This is a genomic window from Bacillus cereus group sp. BfR-BA-01522 (assembly GCF_022662635.1).
GTDB classification, from domain to species: Bacteria; Bacillota; Bacilli; order Bacillales; family Bacillaceae_G; genus Bacillus_A; species Bacillus_A cytotoxicus.
The window spans coordinates 325,258-346,962 of the sequence record NZ_JAKUDY010000002.1; the positions used below are offsets into that span (position 1 = coordinate 325,258).

Below are 21,705 nucleotides of genomic sequence, written 5' to 3' on the forward strand. Positions count from 1 at the left end.
TCAATTACAACTATAGGAGGAAGAAATGTTTATTCAATTTTTAAGAGAAAACAAAGCGGTTTCTTTTGTATTAGCGATTATTCGTGTTTATCTTGGTTATACATGGCTAATGGCTGGAATCGGTAAATTACAAGGAAAGGGATTTGATGCGACAGGGTATTTACAAGGAGCCATTGAAAAATCAAAAGGAGCACAACCGGCTGTACAAACTTGGTGGGCATCATTTTTACAAGATTTCGCAATTCCGAATGTAGATCTATTCAATACGCTTGTAACATGGGGAGAAATTCTAGTTGGAATAGGCTTAATCGTAGGTTGTTTAACAAAAACAGCTATCTTTTTTGGTCTTGTAATGAACTTTTCCTATATGTTTAGTGGGTCTATTGGTGTGAATCCGCAAATGGTTATTTTATCTATGCTTATTCTTGTTTCGAGTATGAATGCTGGCAAACTGGGACTTGACGGCTGGATTGTAGCAAAATTATTCGGTTCAAAACAAAAAAAGCGACAGAAACAAGTTGCTTAATATAGGAAAAGGGTATCTCATATACGGGATACCCTTTTGATTATTTTATTGGTGAAATAGGATTTTTTTCAAAGAACTTGTTTACATACCCGACAAATTCTTCTGGCTCTTGACGGAATGGAGCATGATAGCCTTTTTCGATAATATGGAAAGTGCTATTTTTCAAGAATTGATGATATATTTCTCCTTCTTTCCAAGAAACGCGATTGTCATTTCTTCCCCAAATAATTAAGGTCGGAGTGGTTATTTCCGCCGCATTAATATTTAGACGGCGAGGCCATAATTTCATTTTGTTGTAATGCTTTTCATCATTTCGTTTAAATTTCACTTTATTTTCATCGTAATCGGAAATAGAAGAAACATTGCTTAAATCTGCAGATAACTTTGGTTTAGGTGATCCGTTTTTATTCGTTAATGAAGTAGCGCCTGTAGCATCTGCTAAAATAAGGTGCGTGACTGCTTCAGGGTATAAATATGTTAAATTGAGAGAAATTTCTCCCCCCATAGAATGGCCGAGTATTGCAAATTTATCATAACCTAGTTTTTTCATTAATTTATAATATAAATTTGCGTGAGTTGGGAAAGAATAGTAAAAATCCATCGGTTTTGATGATTTTCCAAATCCTAAAGCATCAACAGCAATAATTGTATGATCTTTTGCTAAATTTGAGTAAATTTTTTGAAAGCCATCTGATGATCCGCCGAAACCATGAATCATAAGTAGCGGAGGTTTTTTGTCACCGATTTGTTTAAAATAAATGGTTTGTCCATCTATTTCTACCATTTTTTCATTGGTAGTGACTGCAGCGGTAAAGATATCTTTTGCTTGTTTTACCGGTTTTTCTGCCGCGCTACATGATGCGAATAGCATAAGAGCGAGACAGCCGACGATATAGCATTTTATTTTATTCAAAGATGTGTCCCCTTTCTAGCATAAGGCTGCATCTATCATAGTAAATAGCATATCACGATTTCCAGGAAGGTGTTTTCCATTTCTTATCATAAGTGGAGAACGTAATGTTTCCTGAAATTGTTCATTTTGTAAGGAAGTGCGAAATGTGATGTGTGATTGCGGGACATCAATCCGAATCACACCATTCCACATTTGAGAGAGTTGCTGTAATAATAGAATAGCATCTTCTTCCTTTTTCGCGATAAGAGGTGTTACACATAGAATATTTCCTTTTTGTATACAGAGTGTAAAGGCATCTATAGTACCATTCGTTTCGAGTTTGAGAGAGAATGCTATTCTAGGGAGTAATAATGAATAAAGTTGCCGTCGATTGGCACCTGTTGCGGTTTGATCAAGCTGGATGAGAGAGTCAAAATCGCGTGGCGTAATTGTCTTAAAATGGCGGGATTTCATAGTTGGATTTATAACGAGTTTTTCAAAGCGATGGACATTTGTTATTGTTTCAAACCTAAATGATTGATATAAAGGTACGCCGGCGTCGGTAGCAATAAGAATAGTAGGAAGAGAAGAATCGGCGAATTGTAAACAATGTTCTAGTAAGGCGCGGCCAATACCTTGTCTCTGAAAATTTGGATGAACGATTAACATACCGATAGAAGAATATGCTGGTTGAAAGGGAAATACCCCGCCAGCGGCAATGAGTTTTTTATTTTTTATATAGCCTAATAATGTCCCGATTGAAAGATACAGTTCAAATTGTTTTTGCATGAAAGACTTAGGTTGCAACCATCCAACGGACTCACAAAGGGATAGTAAATCTGGAATGTCAAAGTTGTTTAATCGTTGTATTTTCATAGAATCGCACCTCATTTCTTTTTAGTTAAGTAAACTTTAGTTATGAAAGATATTTCGGTTTATACTGCTTGCTTTGTCTAAAATGGATACAAATATTTTATCATAAGAAAAGGAAGATAAACTCGTTTTTTGTAAAGGTCAAAATACTTGATAGGAAAGGACAAAGTTATACAAATTATAACGATAATTTACATAACTTAACAAAATGTTTACGTGAGCCTAATCTTTTCTTAACAGTTTTTCAGTAGATTGGGTAGTGGGAACTGAATAATCTGTTGGGGGGACAAAAAGTGAAGAAAATGATAAAGAAAGCATGGCCATTTGCTGTTGTTGCATCGTTAGCAATTACTTCAGTTGCAACATGGAACTTTACACATTCGGAAACAATTAAAGCAGATAGCAAAGAGAATAACGCGAAAATCAAGAACGTTATTGTATTAATTGGGGATGGGATGGGCCCTTCTTATATGACAGCTCATCGTTATATGAAGGACGATCCAAAAACATTTGGAATGGAGCCGACAGAATTTGATAAACATCTTGTAGGGACGCAAAAAACATATCCAGAAGATGAGCATGAAAATATTACGGACTCTGCATCGGCTGCAACAGCAATGTCAGCTGGTATCAAAACATATAATGCAGCAATTTCAGTTGATAATGATAAAGCGGAAGTCAAAACCGTGCTTGAGCAGGCAAAAGAACAAGGGAAAGCAACAGGGTTAGTTGCGACTTCTGAAATTACGCATGCAACGCCAGCTGCGTTTGGTGCTCATGATACGAACCGTAAAAATATGGATGGTATTGCAGATGATTACTTTGATGAAAAAATTAATGGAAAACATAAAATAGATGTTATGCTTGGTGGCGGCATGAAAAACTTTGTGAGAAAGGATCGTAACCTTACAGAGGAATTTAAAAAATCTGGTTATAGTTATGTAACAGATCGAGAGCAATTGTTAAAGGATAAAAACGATCAAATTCTTGGTTTATTTGCACCAGGTGGTTTAGATAAAATGATTGATCGCAATGATAAAACACCTTCATTAGAAGAAATGACAAATGCAGCAATTGATCGCTTAAAGAAAAATGATAAAGGTTTCTTCTTGATGGTAGAAGGGAGCCAAATCGATTGGGCTGGTCACGATAATGATGTTGTTGCAGCGATGAGCGAAATGGAAGACTTTGAAAAAGCATTTAAAGCGGCAATTGAATTTGCGAAAAAGGATAAGCATACGTTAGTTGTAGCAACGGCTGATCATTCTACAGGAGGCTTCTCTTTAGGCGCAAATGGTGAATATAACTTTAAAGTAGATCCTCTGAAAGCTGCTAAACGTACGCCAGATTTCATGGCAAATGAAATTGCAAAAGGTGCCAATGTAGAAGAGACATTGAAAAAGTATATTGATTTAGAACTAACGCCAGAAGAAATTCAAGCAGTAAATGAGATTGCTCCGTCAAAAGATGTGACGAAGATTGATAACGCAATTGAAAATATCTTCAATAAACGATCTGTTACGGGATGGACAACAGGCGGACATACCGGCGAGGATGTAAATGTATATGCATTTGGTCCAGGTAAATACTTATTCTCAGGTGTTCAAGAAAATACAAACTTAGCAAAACGTGTATTTGATATTGTGGGTGGTGGTGACCCGAATAAAGGTAGACGCTAATTGTGAAAAAAAGCGAGGCAATTTGCCTCGCTTTTTTATCCCGCTATTTTAGGGCAGCCTGATTGGTGAGGGCTCATAATCAGTGGGGGATGAAGAAAACCCCCACTGATTAAAGTTTCACTTTATTTTTTTAGAAGGAAAAAACATGGATTAATTTTTAACCTTATAATGGCAATGAAATTTGATTTGCACATGCTTCAATTTCATCGATATCTTGGCGAATTGTTGCCATTTTATTATCCAACTCTTCAGCTTTCATGGCAGCATCATGTAGTTCATCCTTTAAATATTCAGGGATGTTTCCTTCATATTTATAATAGAGCTTATGTTCTAAGCTTGCCCAAAAATCCATTGCCAGTGTACGTAGCTGAATTTCAGCAAAGACATCCTTTGTACCAGAATTCAATAATAATGGATACTTGATGATCATATGCAAACTTTTATACCCATTTTGCTTCGGAGAGGCTATATAATCTTTTACCTCTATGACTTGCATATCTTCACGATTTTCAATCACTTGTTTTAAATGATAAATGTCTTCTACAAAGCAACATGTAATTCGAATGCCGATAATATCATGTAAATGTTTTTGAGCATTTGCGATTGTTGGAGCCAAATTTTTACGTTCCAACTTCTTTATGATGCTTTCTGGTTGTTTTAGTCTTGTTTTTATATGTTCAAACGGGTTATAGTCTTCTAGGAACTGAGCTTCCCGATTCATAATTTCAAATTTTGTTTTTAATTCTTCTAAAGCAAATGTATATGGTAATACAAATGTTTTCCAATAGTTAATAGTTGATTGGTTATACTCCATTTATATACACACCTTTTTCATATTTACAACTTAGGTTGCTTATTATACTAAATACCAAATCATATAAGCACATGCTGCAAATGATGAAATCATGAAACGATATTTGGCTTTCATATTCTTTAACTCCTTTCATCTCCATTTTCTATATCGATTTAAAAAATTGTTAGCAAATTGATTATGTACAATTGTAATAGTAATAGATTGATGTGAATTTCGTATGAACTAATTGTTTCGATTGTTTGTCTTTTTTATAGTGAGTACAAGAATTACTTGGATCTGAGATATTTTAATTACATCTTTACGCATGATAGGTTAGTTAACCTCTTATTTGTATATTGAATAAAAATGATTGTTGGTTTTGAAAAATTAGCAAATGCTAGACGATCTGCGATAAAATTTTTAAAGATATAGAAATTCCGTTGTAGCAAAGATGTTCGCTAATGCCAATCGACATTCATCTCTCAAGTAATCATTGGGAGATGCCCTTCATATTCCTTGAAGTGGAAGTTTTCTGTCGGAAAACGATAGAGTATAGATAATATGCATAGAAAATTTTTCGTATGTAATTGACAAAAGGGATGTTTCTGTATATGATATAAATCGTAATGATTACGTTTTAGTTGCAAACTTGAATTAGAAAGGAGGGGGCATATGCGTGTCAATATTACATTAGCTTGTACAGAATGCGGAGATCGTAATTATATTACCAAAAAGAATAAACGAAATAATCCGGAACGTATCGAATTAAAAAAATATTGTCCACGATTAAAGCGAGTAACATTGCATCGTGAAACGAAGTAAGGCAGCTAGAAATATCTAGCTGTTTTTTTATAAATGTCCATTCCATTTTATGGAATAATAAAAAGGATAGACAGAGGATGGGAGAGGATATGATGAATGCAAACGATCAAAAAAGAAAAGAGCAAGTTGCGCATATTATTGAAATTCCAGATGAATATGTGCTTGTTGTAGATGATAAAAAAATGAATGAAGAGGTACATCTTCTTTGGTGGGAGAAATGTGGTAAACCAGAGGAAAGCATTCAAGTATGTTTGCGGAAAGAGGATGGAGAATTATTAGAATTATCTATTTGTAAAGAAACAATGCAAAAACAAAACGGAATTGCTGAATCAAAAGCGAAGGAAATTGCAGATGCATTTATAAAAAAACATGCACCTTATATACATGGAGAGTGTAACTTTATATATGTAACTTCAAAAAAAGAGTGTATTGCCGTTGAATATAAACAAGAAGTACATGGATGCCCTTTACCTCGAACGGGTTGCGTAGTGGAAATAGATCTACTCGGAAATATTATTACATTTAGAAACAAAGGAATAAAAGAAAGACCAACTTGGCCAAGTTCCATTATTAAGAAGGAGGTTATTTTAGACAAATTGCGAAAAAAACAGGAAGTGGAACTTGTTTTTGTACATCTTTCTAACGGATGGCTTACATATGAAAATCGCGAAATGAAGGATGGATACAATCTTGTATATGAGCCGATTACAGCACATGCTTTTATAAATCCGTGCACAGGAGCAGACTTACATGATAGGAGTCATTATATAATTGAAACAGCCTCATTGCCATCTTTGAAAGAAAAAGTGGAAATGGCAACCGACGTTTATCAACTACTGCATATAGATACGACAAAAATGAAAAAAGTACATGAAAAGTCAGAAGGAAGAGAATTGACAAGCGTTTGGACAAAGGTGTCAACGGAAGAAAAGCATCGAAAAGATAACGATAAATCTTTTGATACATATTGTAGACAACACATTCCTATCTTACAGTATGAAGAGGCAACGACTATAACAATTGATCAAGAGACAAATCAATTGCTTACATACTGTAAGTGGGGAAAGACTGCGTGCGAAGAACCAATATTAACACGTAAGCAATGTTTGGAAAAAGCATTGCAATTTTTAGGGAAAGTGTTTCCACATTTTGAAGAACATCTTCGCATTTGGAAGAACCAAGAGGATGATGAGGATCTAGGGCATTTTAATTTTTATGTGTACGTGAATGGGATTCGTATTGAAGGTGAGATGGTGAGCGTTGTTATTGATGCATCATCAGGAGAAGTAGACATGTATCGTGGCGTATCGCAACAGGTAATTGAACAGCTACTCAGTTATGACACAAATGTAAAAGTAAATCAAGAAACAGCATTAGATACGTACTGTCAGGCGCTTCATGTACGGTTGAAGTGGTTTGAAGAATGTGAGACCAATCCGCCTCAGTATCAGCTTGTCTATGTGCCAACGACTGGGAACATAAGTGAGGGATATGGTGCAGATTATGAAAATAGAAAAGAAATTCGCTATATTGACGCCCATACAGGAGAAAAGATTTGGAGTAAGTAAGTTTGCCAAAAAGTCCATTGAGGACTCTCGATGGACTTTTTAATACCTCTCTCAAATAGTAAGTGAATTGGTTTTAATGAAATTTAAGTATTCCTTTTTCTACAGCATATATATTTATCATCAGTCTCTACCGCAAAATCGTGAGCACGTTGATGTTTAACTTCTCCACGCACAGGTAATATGTTTTAATGATGAATTTTCATATTTAAATGGGTACAGACACAAACAACTTCACGCCCACATACATATAGTAAAGACCACTATTTTGGCGGGGGTGAAGGGTTTGAGTTTATTCGCCGCAATTGGATATATGGTTCGTGAAGTGTTTGTGTTTGTTTCTTATGTGAAAAACAATGCGTTTCCACAACCATTGTCACCAGATGACGAAAAAAAGTACTTAGAGTTAATGGAGCAAGGGGATGCTCAAGCGAGAAACTTATTGATTGAACATAACTTGCGGCTTGTAGCCCACATTGTTAAGAAATTTGAAAACACAGGTGAAGATGCAGAAGATTTAATCTCAATCGGCACAATTGGGCTTATTAAAGCGATTGAAAGCTATTCAGCAGGGAAAGGAACAAAGCTTGCAACATATGCAGCACGCTGTATTGAAAATGAAATTTTAATGCATCTCCGCGTTTTGAAGAAAACAAAAAAGGATGTTTCACTTCATGACCCGATTGGGCAAGATAAAGAGGGTAATGAAATATCACTTATCGATATTTTGAAATCTGAATCAGAAGACGTGATCGATATGATTCAACTTAGTATGGAGTTAGAAAAAATTAAAGAGTACATTGATATTTTAGATGAGAGGGAGAAAGAAGTTATTGTAAAGCGTTTTGGACTCGGACTGGATAAGGAGAAAACGCAGCGAGAAATCGCAAAGGCGCTTGGGATTTCCAGGAGCTATGTATCAAGAATTGAGAAGCGAGCACTGATGAAAATGTTTCATGAATTTGTGAGGGCGGAGAAAGAGATGAAAGCAAAGGAATAAGAAAAAGGAACGACTGCATTGATACGGCAGTCGTTCCTTTTTTCTTTTGATGCAGGTGATAAAAAGCGAAGCGAAAAGAAGAAATATATGTTCACTGTTGAAAATGATGGATTCTATCTGTAATATTAGAAGGTGCTAACGAATTTATCCAACAGTATCGGGCAGTGAGACTTTCATTGTAGATTGAAAGAAAAATAAAGATGATAGATAGGAGTTTGATTGTCCGTAATCGTTTGATTGGTAAAGGTTCATAATCAGCGGGAAAGGGAAAATCTTGCTGCTTATAGTTTCACTTTATGAAAGAGGCTATATTTTTCTTGTATAATATGTAGACTGTCTGTAATAACGTAAAGGTGTTTATTTAGATAAACGGCATGATATCGCAAGAAAAGAAGGGAAAGCTATATGTAATTGTTATTTTAAGAATGATTAGGAGGTTTCGCAGTTTGCGACGTACATTATATCGACTGATGATTGAACTTACAAATGGGCGTTTTACTTCTTATATATTACGTAAATTTGCACAGTCTCGTTTCAGTTCTATTATTATTCCCTCTTATGCAAAAGTGTTTCAAATTAATCAAGATGAGATGGAAAAAGATTTAAAAGAATATCGAACGTTACATGAGTTATTTACACGTAAATTAAAAGAAGGAAAGCGAATGATTCATGCAGAGGCAGCAGCTGTTGTTAGCCCTGTTGATGGAATTTTTGCAGATTTTGGACCGATTGAAGAATCGAAAACATTTGATATTAAAGGGAAGCGCTATTCGATTGTAGATATGCTTGGCAATGAAGAAAGAGCGAGTCGTTATGCCGGCGGTACATATGTGGTGATTTATTTAAGTCCAAGTCATTATCATCGCATTCATAGTCCACTTTCCGGTACTGTGACAGAGCGGTTTGAGCTAGGGGGAAAATCATATCCTGTAAATGCAGCAGGCATGAAATATGGGAAAGAACCTTTGTCAAAGAATTATCGTTCTGTTACAGAAGTAGATAGTGAAGGAAAGCGTATGGCGCTAGTAAAAGTAGGAGCTATGTTTGTAAACAGTATTGAACTTCTTCATAAACGAAACACTGTTCAAAAAGGTGAAGAGATGGCATACTTTACATTTGGGTCGACAGTTGTTCTGCTGTTTGAAAAAGGAATGATCGAAGCTGTTTCAACGTTAACAAGCGGTCAAGAACTCCGTGTAGGCGAAAAGATTGCAACTCGATTAACCTCATAGTAGTGAACAGTAGAAGTCTATAATAAGCTTGTATGGACTCAAGGAAGTGAGATGTGTCAATGTGTCTAATGAAAATTCCTGAAAGTTGGAAAGTTCATTTTAGTTAAGAGCCATCTTACCGATGGCTCTTTTTACAAATAAGGCATTATTTTATATGTACTTAAGAAGATTTGACAAGCTTGTCCTCTAATGAACGTCTAATGATTTCTTGTTTTATAAGTAAAATAAAGTCAGGATTTAATTTTAGTTCTTTTGCTTTATAATAAGACTCAGTGAGTAATTCGGTAGATAACTGTTCTATATGATTTGTATTCAAGATGAGTCACCTCCTAGTAATTAAGGATAGGTTCTTTGTTGCATCTAATGTATCAAAAAAATATGATGGTCACAAACGCATGGTTATCCACAAAGTGTCGTGGATAAATTGTGTATGAAATGTTAATAATTTCTAAATTGACTGAAATATTAATGTGGAAAATGTGTACAAGTTTATCCACATGCTGTCTATCGAAAAATGTTGTCGAAAAATTTTATGAAAAATCCTCAAAGAGGTGAAAGAAATTGAAACTATTTTTACCAAATGAATACGTGAAAAACGTATATCATATTCAACCAGAAGAGCTAAAAAAACGTGGAATTAAAGGCGTTATTACAGATTTAGATAACACGTTAATTGAATGGGATCGTCCTAATGCCACGCCGCAGCTTGAACAATGGTTTTTGAAAATGAAGGAACAAAACATTCAAGTAACGGTTGTGTCAAATAATAATGAAAAACGAGTAAAGGATTTTGCAGAACCACTTGGAATTCCATTTATTCATAGTGCACGTAAGCCGTTTGTTCGTGCGTTTAAACGTGCAATAGAACAAATGAATTTGAAGCCAGAGGAAGTTGTAGTCATTGGAGATCAGATTTTAACAGATGTATTAGGTGGCAATCGAGTTGGGCTACATACGATTTTAGTTGTACCAGTTGCACAAACGGATGGATTAGTAACGCGCTTCAATCGAAAAATTGAGCGAAGAATTATGAAAAACATGAAGAAAAAAGGTTTAATTCATTGGGAGGAATAAAGTTTGATTGAAACGATTAAATGTATTGGTTGTGGTGTAGAGATTCAGACAGAAAACAAAAGTGAAGTTGGATATGCACCGGCTTCATCTTTGCAAAAAGAGCAAGTAATTTGTCAACGTTGTTTCCGTTTAAAGAATTATAATGAAATCCAGGACGTGTCGCTAACGGATGATGACTTTTTACGTATTTTAAATGGAATTGGCCAGTCAGAGGCATTAGTTGTTAAAATTGTTGATATTTTTGATTTTAATGGAAGTTGGTTACCAGGATTACATCGCTTTGTTGGGAACAACAAAGTGTTACTTGTAGGAAATAAGGCGGATTTAATTCCGAAATCTGTAAAACATGATAAGATGAAACATTGGATGCGCTATAGTGCAAAGCAGCTTGGTTTAAAAGCGGAAGATGTCTTTTTAATTAGTGCAGCGAAAGGGCAAGGTATTCAAGAACTTGCAGAGGCGATTGAAAAGTATCGAAACGGTAAAGATGTATATGTTGTAGGATGTACGAATGTTGGGAAATCAACATTTATTAATCGCATGATTAAAGAATTTAGCGAAGAAACTGAAAATGTGATTACAACATCTCATTTTCCAGGAACAACGTTAGATTTAATTGATATCCCATTAGATGATACGTCTTCTTTATATGATACACCGGGAATTATTAATCATCATCAAATGGCTCATTATGTTGGGAAGCAAAGCTTAAAAATAATTACACCAACAAAAGAGATTAAGCCAATGGTATTCCAATTAAATGAAGAACAAACATTATTCTTTAGTGGATTGGCACGCTTTGATTATGTGAGCGGTGGTCGTCGTTCATTTACTTGCTATTTCTCAAACCGTTTAACAATTCATCGTACAAAGCTAGAAAAAGCAGATCAATTACATGAAAAACATGCTGGGGAATTATTAAATCCACCAACTCCAGAGGAATTAGAAAGCATGCCTGAATTTGTGAAATATGAATTTAATATTCGTGAGCCAAAAACAGATGTTGTATTTTCTGGATTAGGATGGGTTACTGTGAACGAACCAGGAGCAAAAATTGTTGCTCATATACCAAAAGGAGTTAGTGTTTCATTACGTAAATCTTTAATTTAAATGGAGAGGGATTTATGAAACAATTATATGGTGTAATCGGAAATCCAATTGGACATTCCTTATCACCGCTTATGCATAATGATGCGTTTGAACATTTAGGAATAGATGCTCATTATCATGCGTTTCTTGTAGAAGAAGAGATGCTAGGGGAAGCTGTGAAAGGGTTAAAGGCGTTAGGAGTTTCAGGGATCAATGTAACGACTCCACATAAAGTTGCTATTATGAAATATTTAGATGAAATCGATCCGTTAGCAAAGCAAATCGGTGCAGTAAATACTGTTGTTCATCGAAACGGCAAGCTTGTTGGTTATAATACAGATGGAATTGGGTATGTTCGTTCTTTGCAGGCTATTAGTAAAGAACCCTTACGTCACAAACGTATGTTATTACTCGGTGCAGGTGGTGCATGTCGTGCTATTTATTGTTCGCTAGTAGCTGCAGGAGTAAAAGAAATCGATATTGCCAACCGGACGGTAGAAACAGCAAAGCAGTTGATTGCAAGTAGCAAAGAACGGGTTGTTTCAAAGGCGCTTTCACTAGAGAAAGCGACGGAAGCACAAGAGAATTATGATGTGCTGATTCAAACGACAACGATAGGTATGCATCCACATGTACAACATACGCCAATGCAAATTGGCTCTTTAAAACAAGGGGCAATTGTTTCTGATATTATTTATAATCCTTTTGAAACGAAGTTCTTACATGATGCAAAATTGAGTGGAGCGATTGTTCAAAACGGTATTGATATGTTTGTTTATCAAGGGGCACTTGCCTTTGAGATGTGGACTGGAATGATGCCAGACATTAATAGAATGAAACAATTAGTAATAAGAAAGCTTGGAGGATAATGATATGTTAACAGGAAAACAAAAAAGATTTTTACGTGCAAAGGCGCATCATTTAACACCGATTTTTCAAGTAGGAAAAGGTGGCGTAAATGAAAATATGATTAAACAAATTGCAGATGCATTAGAGGCTCGTGAATTATTTAAAGTGAGCGTATTGCAAAACTGTGAGTTTGACCGCCGTGAAGTTGCAGAAGAACTAGCACAAGGTGCGGGGGCAGAAATTGTTCAAGTGATTGGAAGTACAATCGTTTTATATAAAGAATCAAGAGAAAATAAGCAAATTCAACTTCCATAATCGTCGAGGACTTGTATAGTTTTTTTTCGAAAAAATACGTATTGTAGATGAAATGAACAGAAGTAAGCTTTTCCAAAAGAGCAGTTCTTGAGGGGGAGAAAGTGAAACTTTGATCAGTAGGGAGGATTCCTCGCTGATTAAAGGCCCTCATGAATCGGGTTGCCCCAAAATAGCGGGATAAAATAAAGGAGGCATTTCCTTTGAAAAAGATCGGAATTATTGGTGGTACATTTGACCCGCCGCATTATGGACATTTGTTAATTGCGAATGAAGTGTATCATACATTAGAATTGGATGAAGTTTGGTTTTTACCTAATCAAATACCGCCTCATAAGAGGAATCGAAATGTTACAAGCGCAGAAGATCGACGAAAGATGTTGGAGTTAGCAATAGAGAAAGAAGGCTATTTTTCACTTTGTTTAGAGGAGCTTGAGAGAGAAGGACCATCTTATACATATGACACTATGTTACAATTAACGAAGAAGCACCCGGATACAACGTTTTATTTTATTATTGGCGGTGATATGGTGGAGTATTTGCCAAAGTGGTATAACATCGAAAAACTGCTTGAACTTGTAACGTTTGTTGGCGTTGCAAGGCCGGGCTATACTTTACAGACACCTTATAAAATTTTGACGATAGAAATTCCGGAATTTGCTGTTTCTTCATCTTTACTGCGAGAGAGGTATAAGAATAAGAAGACGTGTAAATATTTGCTTCCAGAACAAGTACAGTCATATATTGAGAGGAATGGGTTGTATGAATCGTGACAAAGCTCTTGAGATTGTAAAAAAACAAATGCATGAAAAGCGCTATATACATACGATTGGTGTAATGGAAACAGCGATTGAATTGGCTCAGCGATATGGTGTGGATGAGAAAAAAGCAGAGATGGCTGCTATTTTTCATGATTATGCGAAGTGTAAACCAATTCAAGAAATGGAAGATATCATTAAACGGACGGATTTGCCAAAAGATTTGCTTCAATATAATAAAGAGTTATGGCATGCACCGGTTGGGGCATACTTAGTAGAAAAAGAAGTAGGCATTACAGATCCAGAAATTTTGCAAGCTATTACATATCATACGAGTGGACATGAGAAGATGACAATGCTTGATAAGGTTATTTATGTAGCAGACTATATTGAACCTGGACGCAAGTTTCCAGGCGTGGATGAGGCGCGAAAGTTAGCGCAGGAGGATATAAATAAAGCATTATTATTTGCATTAAAGCGTACGATTCAATTTTTAATGGAAAAGAACCAAACGATTTATCCGTTAACATTTCAAACGTATAATGCAGTTGTAAAGGAGGAAATTACTGGATGAATAATAAAGACTTATTAATGCTAGCAGCAAAGGCAGCTGATGATAAACGAGCAGAGGACATCGTAGTATTAAATATGCAAGGGATTTCACCAATTGCTGATTACTTTATCATTTGTCATGGGAATTCTGATAAGCAAGTACAAGCAATCGCGCGTGAAATTAAAGCGAAGGCACATGAATTTCAAATTGATGTAAAGCGTATGGAAGGGTTTGATGAGGCGCGCTGGGTTCTTGTAGATCTTGGTGATGTTGTAGCACATGTATTCCATAAAGATGAGCGTGATCATTATAATCTAGAGCGCCTATGGGGCGACGTACCGCGCGAAGATATTACAGAAGAGTTAAGCCAATGAGATATGAGCAATTCGCATTACTGTACGATAAACTTATGAATGATGTCCCATACGACAAGTGGGTAGAGTTTACAGAGGAGAGTTTGCAGCAGGCGGGGATGAAAGAAACGAAAATCCTTGATGTAGCTTGTGGTACTGGGAATGTAACGCTTCCACTTGTACAAAAAGGCTATGATATGACTGGTGTAGACCTTTCGGAAGAAATGTTAGCAGTTGCCCAGCAAAAATTAGGAGCAAAAGGGCATTTCATCCCATTTTATCAACAGGATATGAGAGAGTTAGATGTTCCTGGAGAATTCGATTGTGTAACGATTTTTTGTGATTCATTAAATTATGTATTGCAAGAAGAAGGGATACAAGAAACATTTAAGAGAGTATTTCAACATTTACGGAAAGATGGTTTATTTTTATTTGATGTGCATTCTTTATATAAAGTTCATCACATCTTTCAAAATGAAACGTATACAGTAAATGGAGAAGAGATAGCCCTTATTTGGAACTGTTTTCCTGGAGAAGTACCAGATAGTGTGGAACATGAATTATCATTCTTTGTCCAAGATCCAGAAGAAGGGGTATATCACCGATTTGATGAATATCATATCCAGCGTGCATATCCGGTTGAATTGATTACGAAATGGCTTGAAGAAGCGGGTTTTTCTGTAATCCGTGTTATGGGTGATTTTGAACGTATGGAAGTAACAGAACAGACAGAACGCATCTTTTTTATGGTGAAAAAGAATGGATAAAACGAAAAGCAACCTATTCATTGGTTGCTTTTCGTTTTATTTTGCAAAAATAAGAGAAAATAAAGGATTTTATATATAGATGGCGTATTCTTTACGTGTGCCTGCTAAATTGCTCTTCTGCACCAGCTAAATCTTCTGCATATTTTTTATGTGTTCGTTCGAATAACTTGTGGAACATATCCCCGCCGTGTTCTTTTAAAATTTGGATTCCTTCTCCAGTGACCCCACCTTTTACACATACTTTTTCTTGTAATGTCGGTAATGTGAAAATTTCCTTTTCAAGCAATTTCCCCATCCCAATGACCATTTCACTTGCTAAAGTAGTAGCTTCTTCGTGAGTAATTTTTGTTTGCTCTACCGCTGCGTCAATAAAGGCCTGTAATAAATAACTAAAGAACGCTGGTCCGCAACTTGCAATATCAGATGAAACGCGCGTAATATCTTCTTCAATGATTATAGGTGTAGAAATATTTTTGAATAAGTTCAGTAATTGTTCTTTCCATTCCTCAGAACAGTTTTTTCCAAATGTGAATAGGGAAGCGCCAGAGAATGCTCGGTTTGTAATGCTTGGAATAATGCGTGCAACGTGACAAGAAACCACTTTTTCTAATTGGCTGGCTGATATAGGACTAGTGATAGAAATTAAACATTTTTCATCGGTCAAGTAGGCGGTATGTTGTTTTAAAATAGGATAAATATCTAAAGGTTTGACGCAAATAAAAACAAGTTCTGAACGTTCTATTACTTCTTGCACTGTTTTTGCTATACAAATAGAAGGATACTTCTCTTTTATATGATATGCTTTGGCAGGCGTACGATTAATAATAGTGAGGCACGAAGGTTTGACAGCGCGTGTTTCTAAAAAAGCATCAATGAGTATATTTCCCATGTTTCCTGTCCCTATGATTCCGATGTTCAATGTTTCATCCCTCCTTCGTAACATCTTTCTCCTAAACAATATGAACTATGTTGTGAATTTATGAATGGGAGGAATAAAATGATGTGGAATTTACAAAAGAAGTGGTTAGCTTTATTAGGAGCTGCTGGATGTGTGATTGTTCTTTTTTTATGGCAGACAAACAATCAAGAAGAGAAAGCAACGGTTCAACTTCAATCAGCGACAGCTATGAAACGCGAAGAGAAAAATAAATCAAAAGAATTGGAAACAAAAGAGCAGAAAAAAGAAATTATAGTTGATATAAAAGGGGCTGTGCAAAGAGAGGGAGTTTATGAGCTAAGAGAAGGTTCTCGCGTGAAAGATGGTATTGAAAAAGCAGGAGGGTTTTTGCCAGAAGCGGATGTAACACAAGTAAATTTAGCTCAAATTATGCAGGATCAAATGCTTTTATATATTCCTAAAAAAGGAGAACGATTACATGAAACAACGCTACCGGTTCAACAATCTGGAAAGATATCGATCAATCAAGCTTCAAAAGAACAGCTTGAAAACATAACAGGAATCGGTCCGAGGAAAGCGGAGGCAATTATAAAATATCGCGAAGAGCATGGAGCATTTCAAAAGATAGAAGATTTGTTGGAGATAGATGGGATTGGAGAGAAATCACTTGAAAAGATGAAAGATCAAATTATGATTCCATAAAGCAAAACGGGAGTCGTACCATATGAATTTCAAAAGATGAAAGGAGTGTAAAGCCCTCTTTGATTATACGACTGCAAATTTTATGGGAATATAATAAAATATTGACGAGCTTTTTCTTCTTTCGCTACACTACAGATAGACAAAAAGGTGGGTGAAGATATGGAACGAATTTCTTGGGATCAATATTTTATGACGCAAAGCCATTTGTTATCGCTACGTAGCACATGTACAAGGCTTGCAGTAGGAGCGACAATTGTCCGCGACAAGCGAATTATTGCAGGTGGTTATAACGGTTCAATTAAGGGCGGTGTTCATTGTATAGATGAAGGGTGCTATGTCATTGATAATCATTGTGTGCGTACAATACATGCAGAAATGAATGCTTTATTACAGTGTGCGAAATTTGGTGTAAAAACAGAGGGTGCTGAAATTTACGTTACGCATTTTCCTTGTTTGCAATGCTGTAAAGCGATTATTCAAAGCGGTATTACGGCCGTGTATTATGCGCAAGATTATAAAAATCATCCGTATGCGATAGAGTTATTTAAACAAGCAAATGTGACTGTAAAACATGTTCCTTTAGAATATGATATTGCATCATTAGAGCAACAAGAGCGTCATACGCAATTGAAAGAACTGTTTTCTTCGTTAGAAAAAGAAGATTTAACAATGGACGAACTACAACGAGTATTCACAAAAGCGAAACAAATGCTATAAGGAGTGAGAATGAGTTGCGTAGGCAATGGGGCTATATTGCAATTTCTTTTGTAATAGGAATTGCAATTGCCTGTTCTTCGTCCCAATTATTGGGTACGATTTTATTTGGGTGCTATTTTTTATTCTGCACATACCGTACTTCGCGTCAAACCCTCATGTTCTGTATAGTAGCGTGTCTTAGTAGTTTTCTTTATACATCATATATTGAACAGGAAAATAAGCCTTCTATACGTTATGATTTAGAATCCATAACGGGTGTGATTCTAAATACTCCTCTTATTAATGGGAATCGCCTCTCTTTTCAAATAGAAGATAACTCAAAAAATAAAGTGCAGCTATTTTATAACATGCAGTCAGAGAAGGAAAAGAATGTGCTGCGCGGGTTACGTGTGGGGATGGTATGTACTTTTAGAGGAGCGTTAAAGGAACCGCCAAGCGCTCGGAATTTTTATGGATTTGATTATAAAAATTACTTGTACAAACAAAGGATTCATTTTTTGTTTGAGGCAACCGCAATAATGGATTGTAGCAACAATCATGTTACATTTGTAAATTGGCTTTTTCAATTGAGACAAAAAGCAACGTTGGCAGTTGCAGAAATGTTTCCCGAACAATCGGGTGCATTTATGAATGCACTATTATTTGGAGACCGCCAATTCATGTCATATGAAGTGGAACAACAATATCAACAGTTTGGTTTGATTCACTTGCTTGCTATTTCAGGTTCACACATTGTATTACTATCGGCAATTGTATATTTTGTTTTGCTTCGAATTGGTGTAACAAGGGAAAGAACAACAACTGCTCTTATAATTTGTATCCCGCTGTATATGTTTTTTGCGGGGGCATCTCCTTCTGTTATGCGAGCTTCTATTATGGGTACTTTATTGCTCATAGGGGTGATGCATTCCTTTCGTTTATTCAGTATAGATGCGATTAGTGTAACAGCTATATTCATGCTCATATATGATCCATACATGCTTTTTGATATTGGATTTCAATTTTCGTTTATTGGTAGTTTGGCGTTATTGTTATCTGCAAATACATTGTTACAGCATAACCGCGGAGTGATTCAAAATGCAATCATCCTTTCTCTTATTTCACAACTTGCCAGTATCCCGATTACGCTCTATCATTTCGGTTATTTTTCTCCATACAGTATTCCCCTCAATTTGATTTATGTTCCATTCCTGTCTTGTATTGTATTACCGTGTAGCATCATTATTTTTTTATGTATGATGATTTTCCCTCCGCTGGCAAAAGGAATTGCACATCTACTATCTATATGTTTACGCATGTCTAATGATGTTTTGCAGTATTGTGAAGCCTTTCCTTTTGTACGGTTTACGTTTGGACAAACTCCTCCATTTCTTGTAGTGCTTTATTCCTTTAGTATCATTATTATATGTATCGTGTGGGAAAGAGCGATTAGGAAAATATTTTTATATTTCGCCTTTGGTATCTTCTTTTTTTTATGTATGTGTCATTATCTATCTCCATATTTTCGCGCAAGTGGCAGCGTGACATTTATTGATGTGGGACAAGGTGATGCGATATTGATTCGCCTTCCGTATGATAAAGAAGTGTATCTTATTGATACAGGAGGGACAATTCCGATAAAAAAAGAACATTGGCAACAGAAGAAACATGAATTTTCTATTGGGGATGATGTGCTCATTCCTTTTTTACAAAAGCAAGGAATTCGCACGATTGATAAGTTGATTGTGACACATGGTGATGTCGATCATATGGGAGCGGCTAAAGAGGTAGTAGCAGCTCTTGATGTAAAAGAAATTATATTTGGAAAAAAGAGAAAAGATTCTGTATTAGAAGCTGAATTGAAGTACCTTGCGCAGAAAAAAGACATGCGAATCAATAAGGTGAAAGAAGGCGACGGATGGAAAGTTGATGAAGTGGAATTTAGAGTATTATCACCAGAGGGAAGCGAAACAAGTGATAATGATTCTTCTATTGTTCTATGGGCGAAAATAGGAGAATTTACATGGTTGTTTACAGGAGATTTAGAAGAAAAGGGTGAGGAACGTATAGTAAAACAATATCCAAACTTGCGAGCGGACATACTAAAAGTTGGGCATCATGGGAGCAAGACATCTTCTACTGCCCCGTTTTTGCGGCTTATTCAGCCGAAGAAAGCGATTATTTCGGTAGGAGAGCATAATCGATATGGACATCCGCATGACCAAGTATTAAAGCGCCTTGAGGAAATGCAAGTGGAAGTGTGGCGGACAGATAGGGAAGGAGCCATTTTGTATACTTTTCAAGGAAAGAATGGAACATTTCAAAGCAAATTAACATATGATGAAACACAGAAAAGGATGAAAAAAGACCGCAAGTAGCGGTCTTTAGGAACCTATAAATTTAATGATTGTTGCAATAATAAAAAGTGTTGCGAAAAAACCAAATGAGACGATAAATCCTACCCCTGAATCAACAGCATCATTACGTTTGCTTTGAACGTTTTGCTCAAATTCATTCATTTAGCATCCCTCCCCAACATTCCACTTTAGTATAAAATATTGTCAGAAAAAAATCTACAATTTCTCCGCATAGATAGTAAGAGTATCCCGTGTATTCTCTTTTTTAGAAGGTGAATATCCCAAAAAATAAGAAAGATTTACATTACCAAGTATGTTAACAGTTGGTACTTATACTTGGAGGGTTGCTGTAAATAATAAAAGTAAAGTGGTTTACCGCACACCAATAAGATTCCCGGGGCTTATTGCGTGGCGTTTTATATAAATAAAGGAACAGGCAAATACCTGTTCCTTTGGACTTGTAAAACATTACATCCACCAGTAGTATAAAGGTATATTGCCAAATTAGGGAGTAGGAAAAGTATGAGTGATATACATAAGAAAATTAAAAAGAAACAGTTTGCTCCGTTTTATTTATTGTATGGAACGGAAGCCTATTTTATAAATGAAACAATCGATTTAATTACAGTAGAGGCACTTGCCGAAGAAGATCGTGATTTTAATATTGTTACATATGATTTAGAAGAGGCGTATTTAGAGGATGTAGTAGAGGATGCAAGGACGCTTCCATTCTTTGGAGAGCGAAAAATATTATTAATAAAGTCCCCGTTATTTTTAACATCACAGAAAGAAAAATTGGAGCAAAATATAAAAATCCTTGAGGAATATATTGCTGAACCATCTCCATTTTCGATCATGATTTTTATCGCTCCATATGAAAAGTTAGATGAGCGAAAAAAAATTACGAAGTTATTAAAGAAAACGGCTGAGGTAGTAGAAGCGAATGCTATGCAAGTACAAGATGTTAGGAAATGGATTGTAAAGCGTGCTGAAGAAGTTCATGTGCATGTTGAAGAGGCGGCTGTAAGTTTGCTTTTGGAGCTCGTAGGGAGCAATGTAACAATGTTAGCAAAGGAAATGGATAAGTTAACACTGTATGTTGGAACGGGCGGAGACATTACAACAAAACTTGTAAGTGAACTTGTACCGAAGTCAGTTGAGCAAAATGTTTTTGCCTTAACAGAAAAAGTCGTAAAAAAAGATATAGCAGGAGCAATGAAAATATTAGATGGCTTATTTACACAACAGGAAGAACCAATTAAATTATTAGCGTTGCTAGTGAGTCAATTCCGTTTATTACATCAAGTAAAAGAACTACAGCAGCGAGGATACGGACAAAATCAAATTGCTTCGCATATTGGTGTTCATCCGTACCGAGTAAAATTGGCGATGAATCAAACGAAACTTTTCTCATTTGAAGAATTGAAAAAGGTAATTTTCGAGTTAGCGGAAGCGGACTATAGTATGAAAACAGGGAAAATGGATAAGAAGTTAGTTCTAGAATTTTTCTTAATGAGACTGAATCATATGTGACCGGAAAAGTTCATGCGACAATTAGCATGAACTTTTTGTATATAAAAAAACGACCCAAATGGATCGTTTTTAAACGTCTTACGCGTTTACTTTTTTCGCTAAGCGAGATTTTTGACGAGCTGCAGCGTTTTGGTGGATAAGACCTTTACGAGCTGCTTTGTCAAGTTTTTTAGAAGCAGTTTTGAAAGCTTCTTTAGCATTTTCAAGATCGTTATTAGAAACTAAAGCTTCTACAGTTTTAACAGCAGTACGCATGTCAGATTTGATAGAAGCGTTATGTGCACGACGCTCTTCGCTAAGTTTAGCGCGTTTGATAGCAGATTTGATGTTTGCCATACTTTTCACCTCCCTGGTGCGATCGAGTGACTCGATACTTACATAG

General features: G+C 35.9%; 25 protein-coding genes. 18 read left to right on the top strand and 7 right to left on the bottom strand.

The window, feature by feature from the left end; all coding sequences use genetic code 11:
• The first annotated feature begins 25 nt into the window (after positions 1-25).
• Entirely contained in the window at positions 26-526 is a 501-nt protein-coding gene (locus tag MR059_RS04255) for a DoxX family protein (RefSeq protein ID WP_012095535.1), read from the top strand.
• Positions 527-566: 40 nt separating this feature from the next.
• Here the strand turns inward: MR059_RS04255 and MR059_RS04260 are convergent, their stop codons facing one another.
• Together MR059_RS04260 and MR059_RS04265 are read right to left on the bottom strand one after the other, a co-directional pair.
• Positions 567-1,397 (bottom strand): alpha/beta fold hydrolase, encoded by an 831-nt coding sequence (locus MR059_RS04260; protein ID WP_048723930.1) that lies wholly within the window; start codon positions 1,395-1,397, stop codon positions 567-569.
• A 57-nt stretch (positions 1,398-1,454) separates the two neighbouring features.
• A complete protein-coding gene (locus MR059_RS04265; RefSeq protein WP_012095533.1) occupies positions 1,455-2,294 on the bottom strand; it encodes a GNAT family N-acetyltransferase in 840 nt (279 codons plus the stop codon).
• Positions 2,295-2,584: 290 nt separating this feature from the next.
• Here MR059_RS04265 and MR059_RS04270 point away from each other — a divergent pair, with 290 nt between their 5' ends.
• On the top strand, positions 2,585-3,970 hold the full coding sequence (locus tag MR059_RS04270) for an alkaline phosphatase (RefSeq protein WP_012095532.1): 1,386 nt from the start codon (positions 2,585-2,587) through the stop codon (positions 3,968-3,970).
• A gap of 163 nt (positions 3,971-4,133) precedes the next feature.
• Here MR059_RS04270 and MR059_RS04275 read toward each other — a convergent pair whose 3' ends face one another.
• A complete protein-coding gene (locus MR059_RS04275; protein WP_012095531.1) occupies positions 4,134-4,784 on the bottom strand; it encodes a GTP pyrophosphokinase in 651 nt (216 codons plus the stop codon).
• 651 nt (positions 4,785-5,435) lie between these two features.
• Here MR059_RS04275 and rpmG point away from each other — a divergent pair.
• The 4 genes from rpmG (at position 5,436) to MR059_RS04295 (ending at position 9,382) form a co-directional block, all read left to right on the top strand.
• Positions 5,436-5,585 carry a 50S ribosomal protein L33 gene (gene rpmG, locus MR059_RS04280; protein ID WP_001265619.1) on the top strand — a complete coding sequence of 50 codons (150 nt, stop codon included), beginning with the start codon at positions 5,436-5,438 and terminating at the stop codon, positions 5,583-5,585.
• 92 nt (positions 5,586-5,677) lie between these two features.
• On the top strand, positions 5,678-7,153 hold the full coding sequence (locus MR059_RS04285; RefSeq protein ID WP_242161573.1) for a YcdB/YcdC domain-containing protein: 1,476 nt from the start codon (positions 5,678-5,680) through the stop codon (positions 7,151-7,153).
• Positions 7,154-7,436: 283 nt separating this feature from the next.
• A complete protein-coding gene (sigK, locus tag MR059_RS04290; RefSeq protein WP_012095529.1) occupies positions 7,437-8,150 on the top strand; it encodes an RNA polymerase sporulation sigma factor SigK in 714 nt (237 codons plus the stop codon).
• A 446-nt stretch (positions 8,151-8,596) separates the two neighbouring features.
• Positions 8,597-9,382 carry a phosphatidylserine decarboxylase gene (locus tag MR059_RS04295; protein ID WP_012095528.1) on the top strand — a complete coding sequence of 262 codons (786 nt, stop codon included), beginning with the start codon at positions 8,597-8,599 and terminating at the stop codon, positions 9,380-9,382.
• A 160-nt stretch (positions 9,383-9,542) separates the two neighbouring features.
• Here MR059_RS04295 and sda read toward each other — a convergent pair whose 3' ends face one another.
• Positions 9,543-9,698, bottom strand: a complete 156-nt coding sequence (gene sda / locus MR059_RS04300) for a sporulation histidine kinase inhibitor Sda (protein ID WP_012095527.1) — start codon at positions 9,696-9,698, stop codon at positions 9,543-9,545.
• 245 nt (positions 9,699-9,943) lie between these two features.
• On the opposite strand from sda, the gene MR059_RS04305 reads away from it, so the two are divergent.
• From MR059_RS04305 to MR059_RS04340, 8 genes are all read left to right on the top strand, one after another.
• Positions 9,944-10,456 (top strand): YqeG family HAD IIIA-type phosphatase, encoded by a 513-nt coding sequence (locus MR059_RS04305; protein ID WP_012095526.1) that lies wholly within the window; start codon positions 9,944-9,946, stop codon positions 10,454-10,456.
• 3 nt (positions 10,457-10,459) lie between these two features.
• Positions 10,460-11,566 (top strand): ribosome biogenesis GTPase YqeH, encoded by a 1,107-nt coding sequence (gene yqeH / locus MR059_RS04310; protein WP_012095525.1) that lies wholly within the window; start codon positions 10,460-10,462, stop codon positions 11,564-11,566.
• Positions 11,567-11,580: 14 nt separating this feature from the next.
• The gene (gene aroE, locus MR059_RS04315) at positions 11,581-12,414 is read left to right on the top strand and encodes a shikimate dehydrogenase (protein ID WP_012095524.1); all 834 of its coding nucleotides are present in this window, start codon (positions 11,581-11,583) and stop codon (positions 12,412-12,414) included.
• A 4-nt stretch (positions 12,415-12,418) separates the two neighbouring features.
• Positions 12,419-12,709: a ribosome assembly RNA-binding protein YhbY gene (gene yhbY / locus MR059_RS04320; protein WP_012095523.1), complete on the top strand. Its 291-nt coding sequence runs from the start codon at positions 12,419-12,421 to the stop codon at positions 12,707-12,709.
• A gap of 200 nt (positions 12,710-12,909) precedes the next feature.
• The gene (locus MR059_RS04325; RefSeq protein ID WP_012095522.1) at positions 12,910-13,479 is read left to right on the top strand and encodes a nicotinate-nucleotide adenylyltransferase; all 570 of its coding nucleotides are present in this window, start codon (positions 12,910-12,912) and stop codon (positions 13,477-13,479) included.
• Positions 13,469-14,038 carry a bis(5'-nucleosyl)-tetraphosphatase (symmetrical) YqeK gene (gene yqeK / locus MR059_RS04330; RefSeq protein WP_012095521.1) on the top strand — a complete coding sequence of 190 codons (570 nt, stop codon included), beginning with the start codon at positions 13,469-13,471 and terminating at the stop codon, positions 14,036-14,038. Before MR059_RS04325 ends, yqeK begins: the two co-directional genes overlap by 11 nt.
• A complete protein-coding gene (gene rsfS / locus MR059_RS04335; RefSeq protein ID WP_012095520.1) occupies positions 14,035-14,391 on the top strand; it encodes a ribosome silencing factor in 357 nt (118 codons plus the stop codon). Before yqeK ends, rsfS begins: the two co-directional genes overlap by 4 nt.
• Positions 14,388-15,137 carry a class I SAM-dependent methyltransferase gene (locus tag MR059_RS04340; protein WP_012095519.1) on the top strand — a complete coding sequence of 250 codons (750 nt, stop codon included), beginning with the start codon at positions 14,388-14,390 and terminating at the stop codon, positions 15,135-15,137. Before rsfS ends, MR059_RS04340 begins: the two co-directional genes overlap by 4 nt.
• Before the next feature lie 91 nt (positions 15,138-15,228).
• Here MR059_RS04340 and comER read toward each other — a convergent pair whose 3' ends face one another.
• The gene (gene comER, locus MR059_RS04345; protein WP_041810029.1) at positions 15,229-16,056 is read right to left on the bottom strand and encodes a late competence protein ComER; all 828 of its coding nucleotides are present in this window, start codon (positions 16,054-16,056) and stop codon (positions 15,229-15,231) included.
• Between the two features lie 78 nt (positions 16,057-16,134).
• Here comER and MR059_RS04350 point away from each other — a divergent pair, with 78 nt between their 5' ends.
• The 3 genes from MR059_RS04350 to MR059_RS04360 all read left to right on the top strand — a co-directional run bounded on the left by MR059_RS04350 (position 16,135) and on the right by MR059_RS04360 (position 19,811).
• Positions 16,135-16,737 carry a helix-hairpin-helix domain-containing protein gene (locus MR059_RS04350; RefSeq protein ID WP_012095517.1) on the top strand — a complete coding sequence of 201 codons (603 nt, stop codon included), beginning with the start codon at positions 16,135-16,137 and terminating at the stop codon, positions 16,735-16,737.
• Between the two features lie 159 nt (positions 16,738-16,896).
• Positions 16,897-17,454: a ComE operon protein 2 gene (locus MR059_RS04355; RefSeq protein ID WP_012095516.1), complete on the top strand. Its 558-nt coding sequence runs from the start codon at positions 16,897-16,899 to the stop codon at positions 17,452-17,454.
• Between the two features lie 14 nt (positions 17,455-17,468).
• On the top strand, positions 17,469-19,811 hold the full coding sequence (locus MR059_RS04360; RefSeq protein ID WP_012095515.1) for a DNA internalization-related competence protein ComEC/Rec2: 2,343 nt from the start codon (positions 17,469-17,471) through the stop codon (positions 19,809-19,811).
• 6 nt (positions 19,812-19,817) lie between these two features.
• Here the strand turns inward: MR059_RS04360 and MR059_RS04365 are convergent, their stop codons facing one another.
• The gene (locus MR059_RS04365) at positions 19,818-19,952 is read right to left on the bottom strand and encodes a YqzM family protein (RefSeq protein ID WP_041810028.1); all 135 of its coding nucleotides are present in this window, start codon (positions 19,950-19,952) and stop codon (positions 19,818-19,820) included.
• Between the two features lie 360 nt (positions 19,953-20,312).
• On the opposite strand from MR059_RS04365, the gene holA reads away from it, so the two are divergent.
• Complete coding sequence (holA, locus tag MR059_RS04370; protein WP_012095514.1) at positions 20,313-21,323, top strand: DNA polymerase III subunit delta; 1,011 nt, start codon at positions 20,313-20,315, stop codon at positions 21,321-21,323.
• A 78-nt stretch (positions 21,324-21,401) separates the two neighbouring features.
• On the opposite strand, the gene rpsT is transcribed toward holA, so the two are convergent.
• A complete protein-coding gene (rpsT, locus tag MR059_RS04375) occupies positions 21,402-21,659 on the bottom strand; it encodes a 30S ribosomal protein S20 (RefSeq protein ID WP_012095513.1) in 258 nt (85 codons plus the stop codon).
• Between the last annotated feature and the right edge of the window lie 46 nt (positions 21,660-21,705).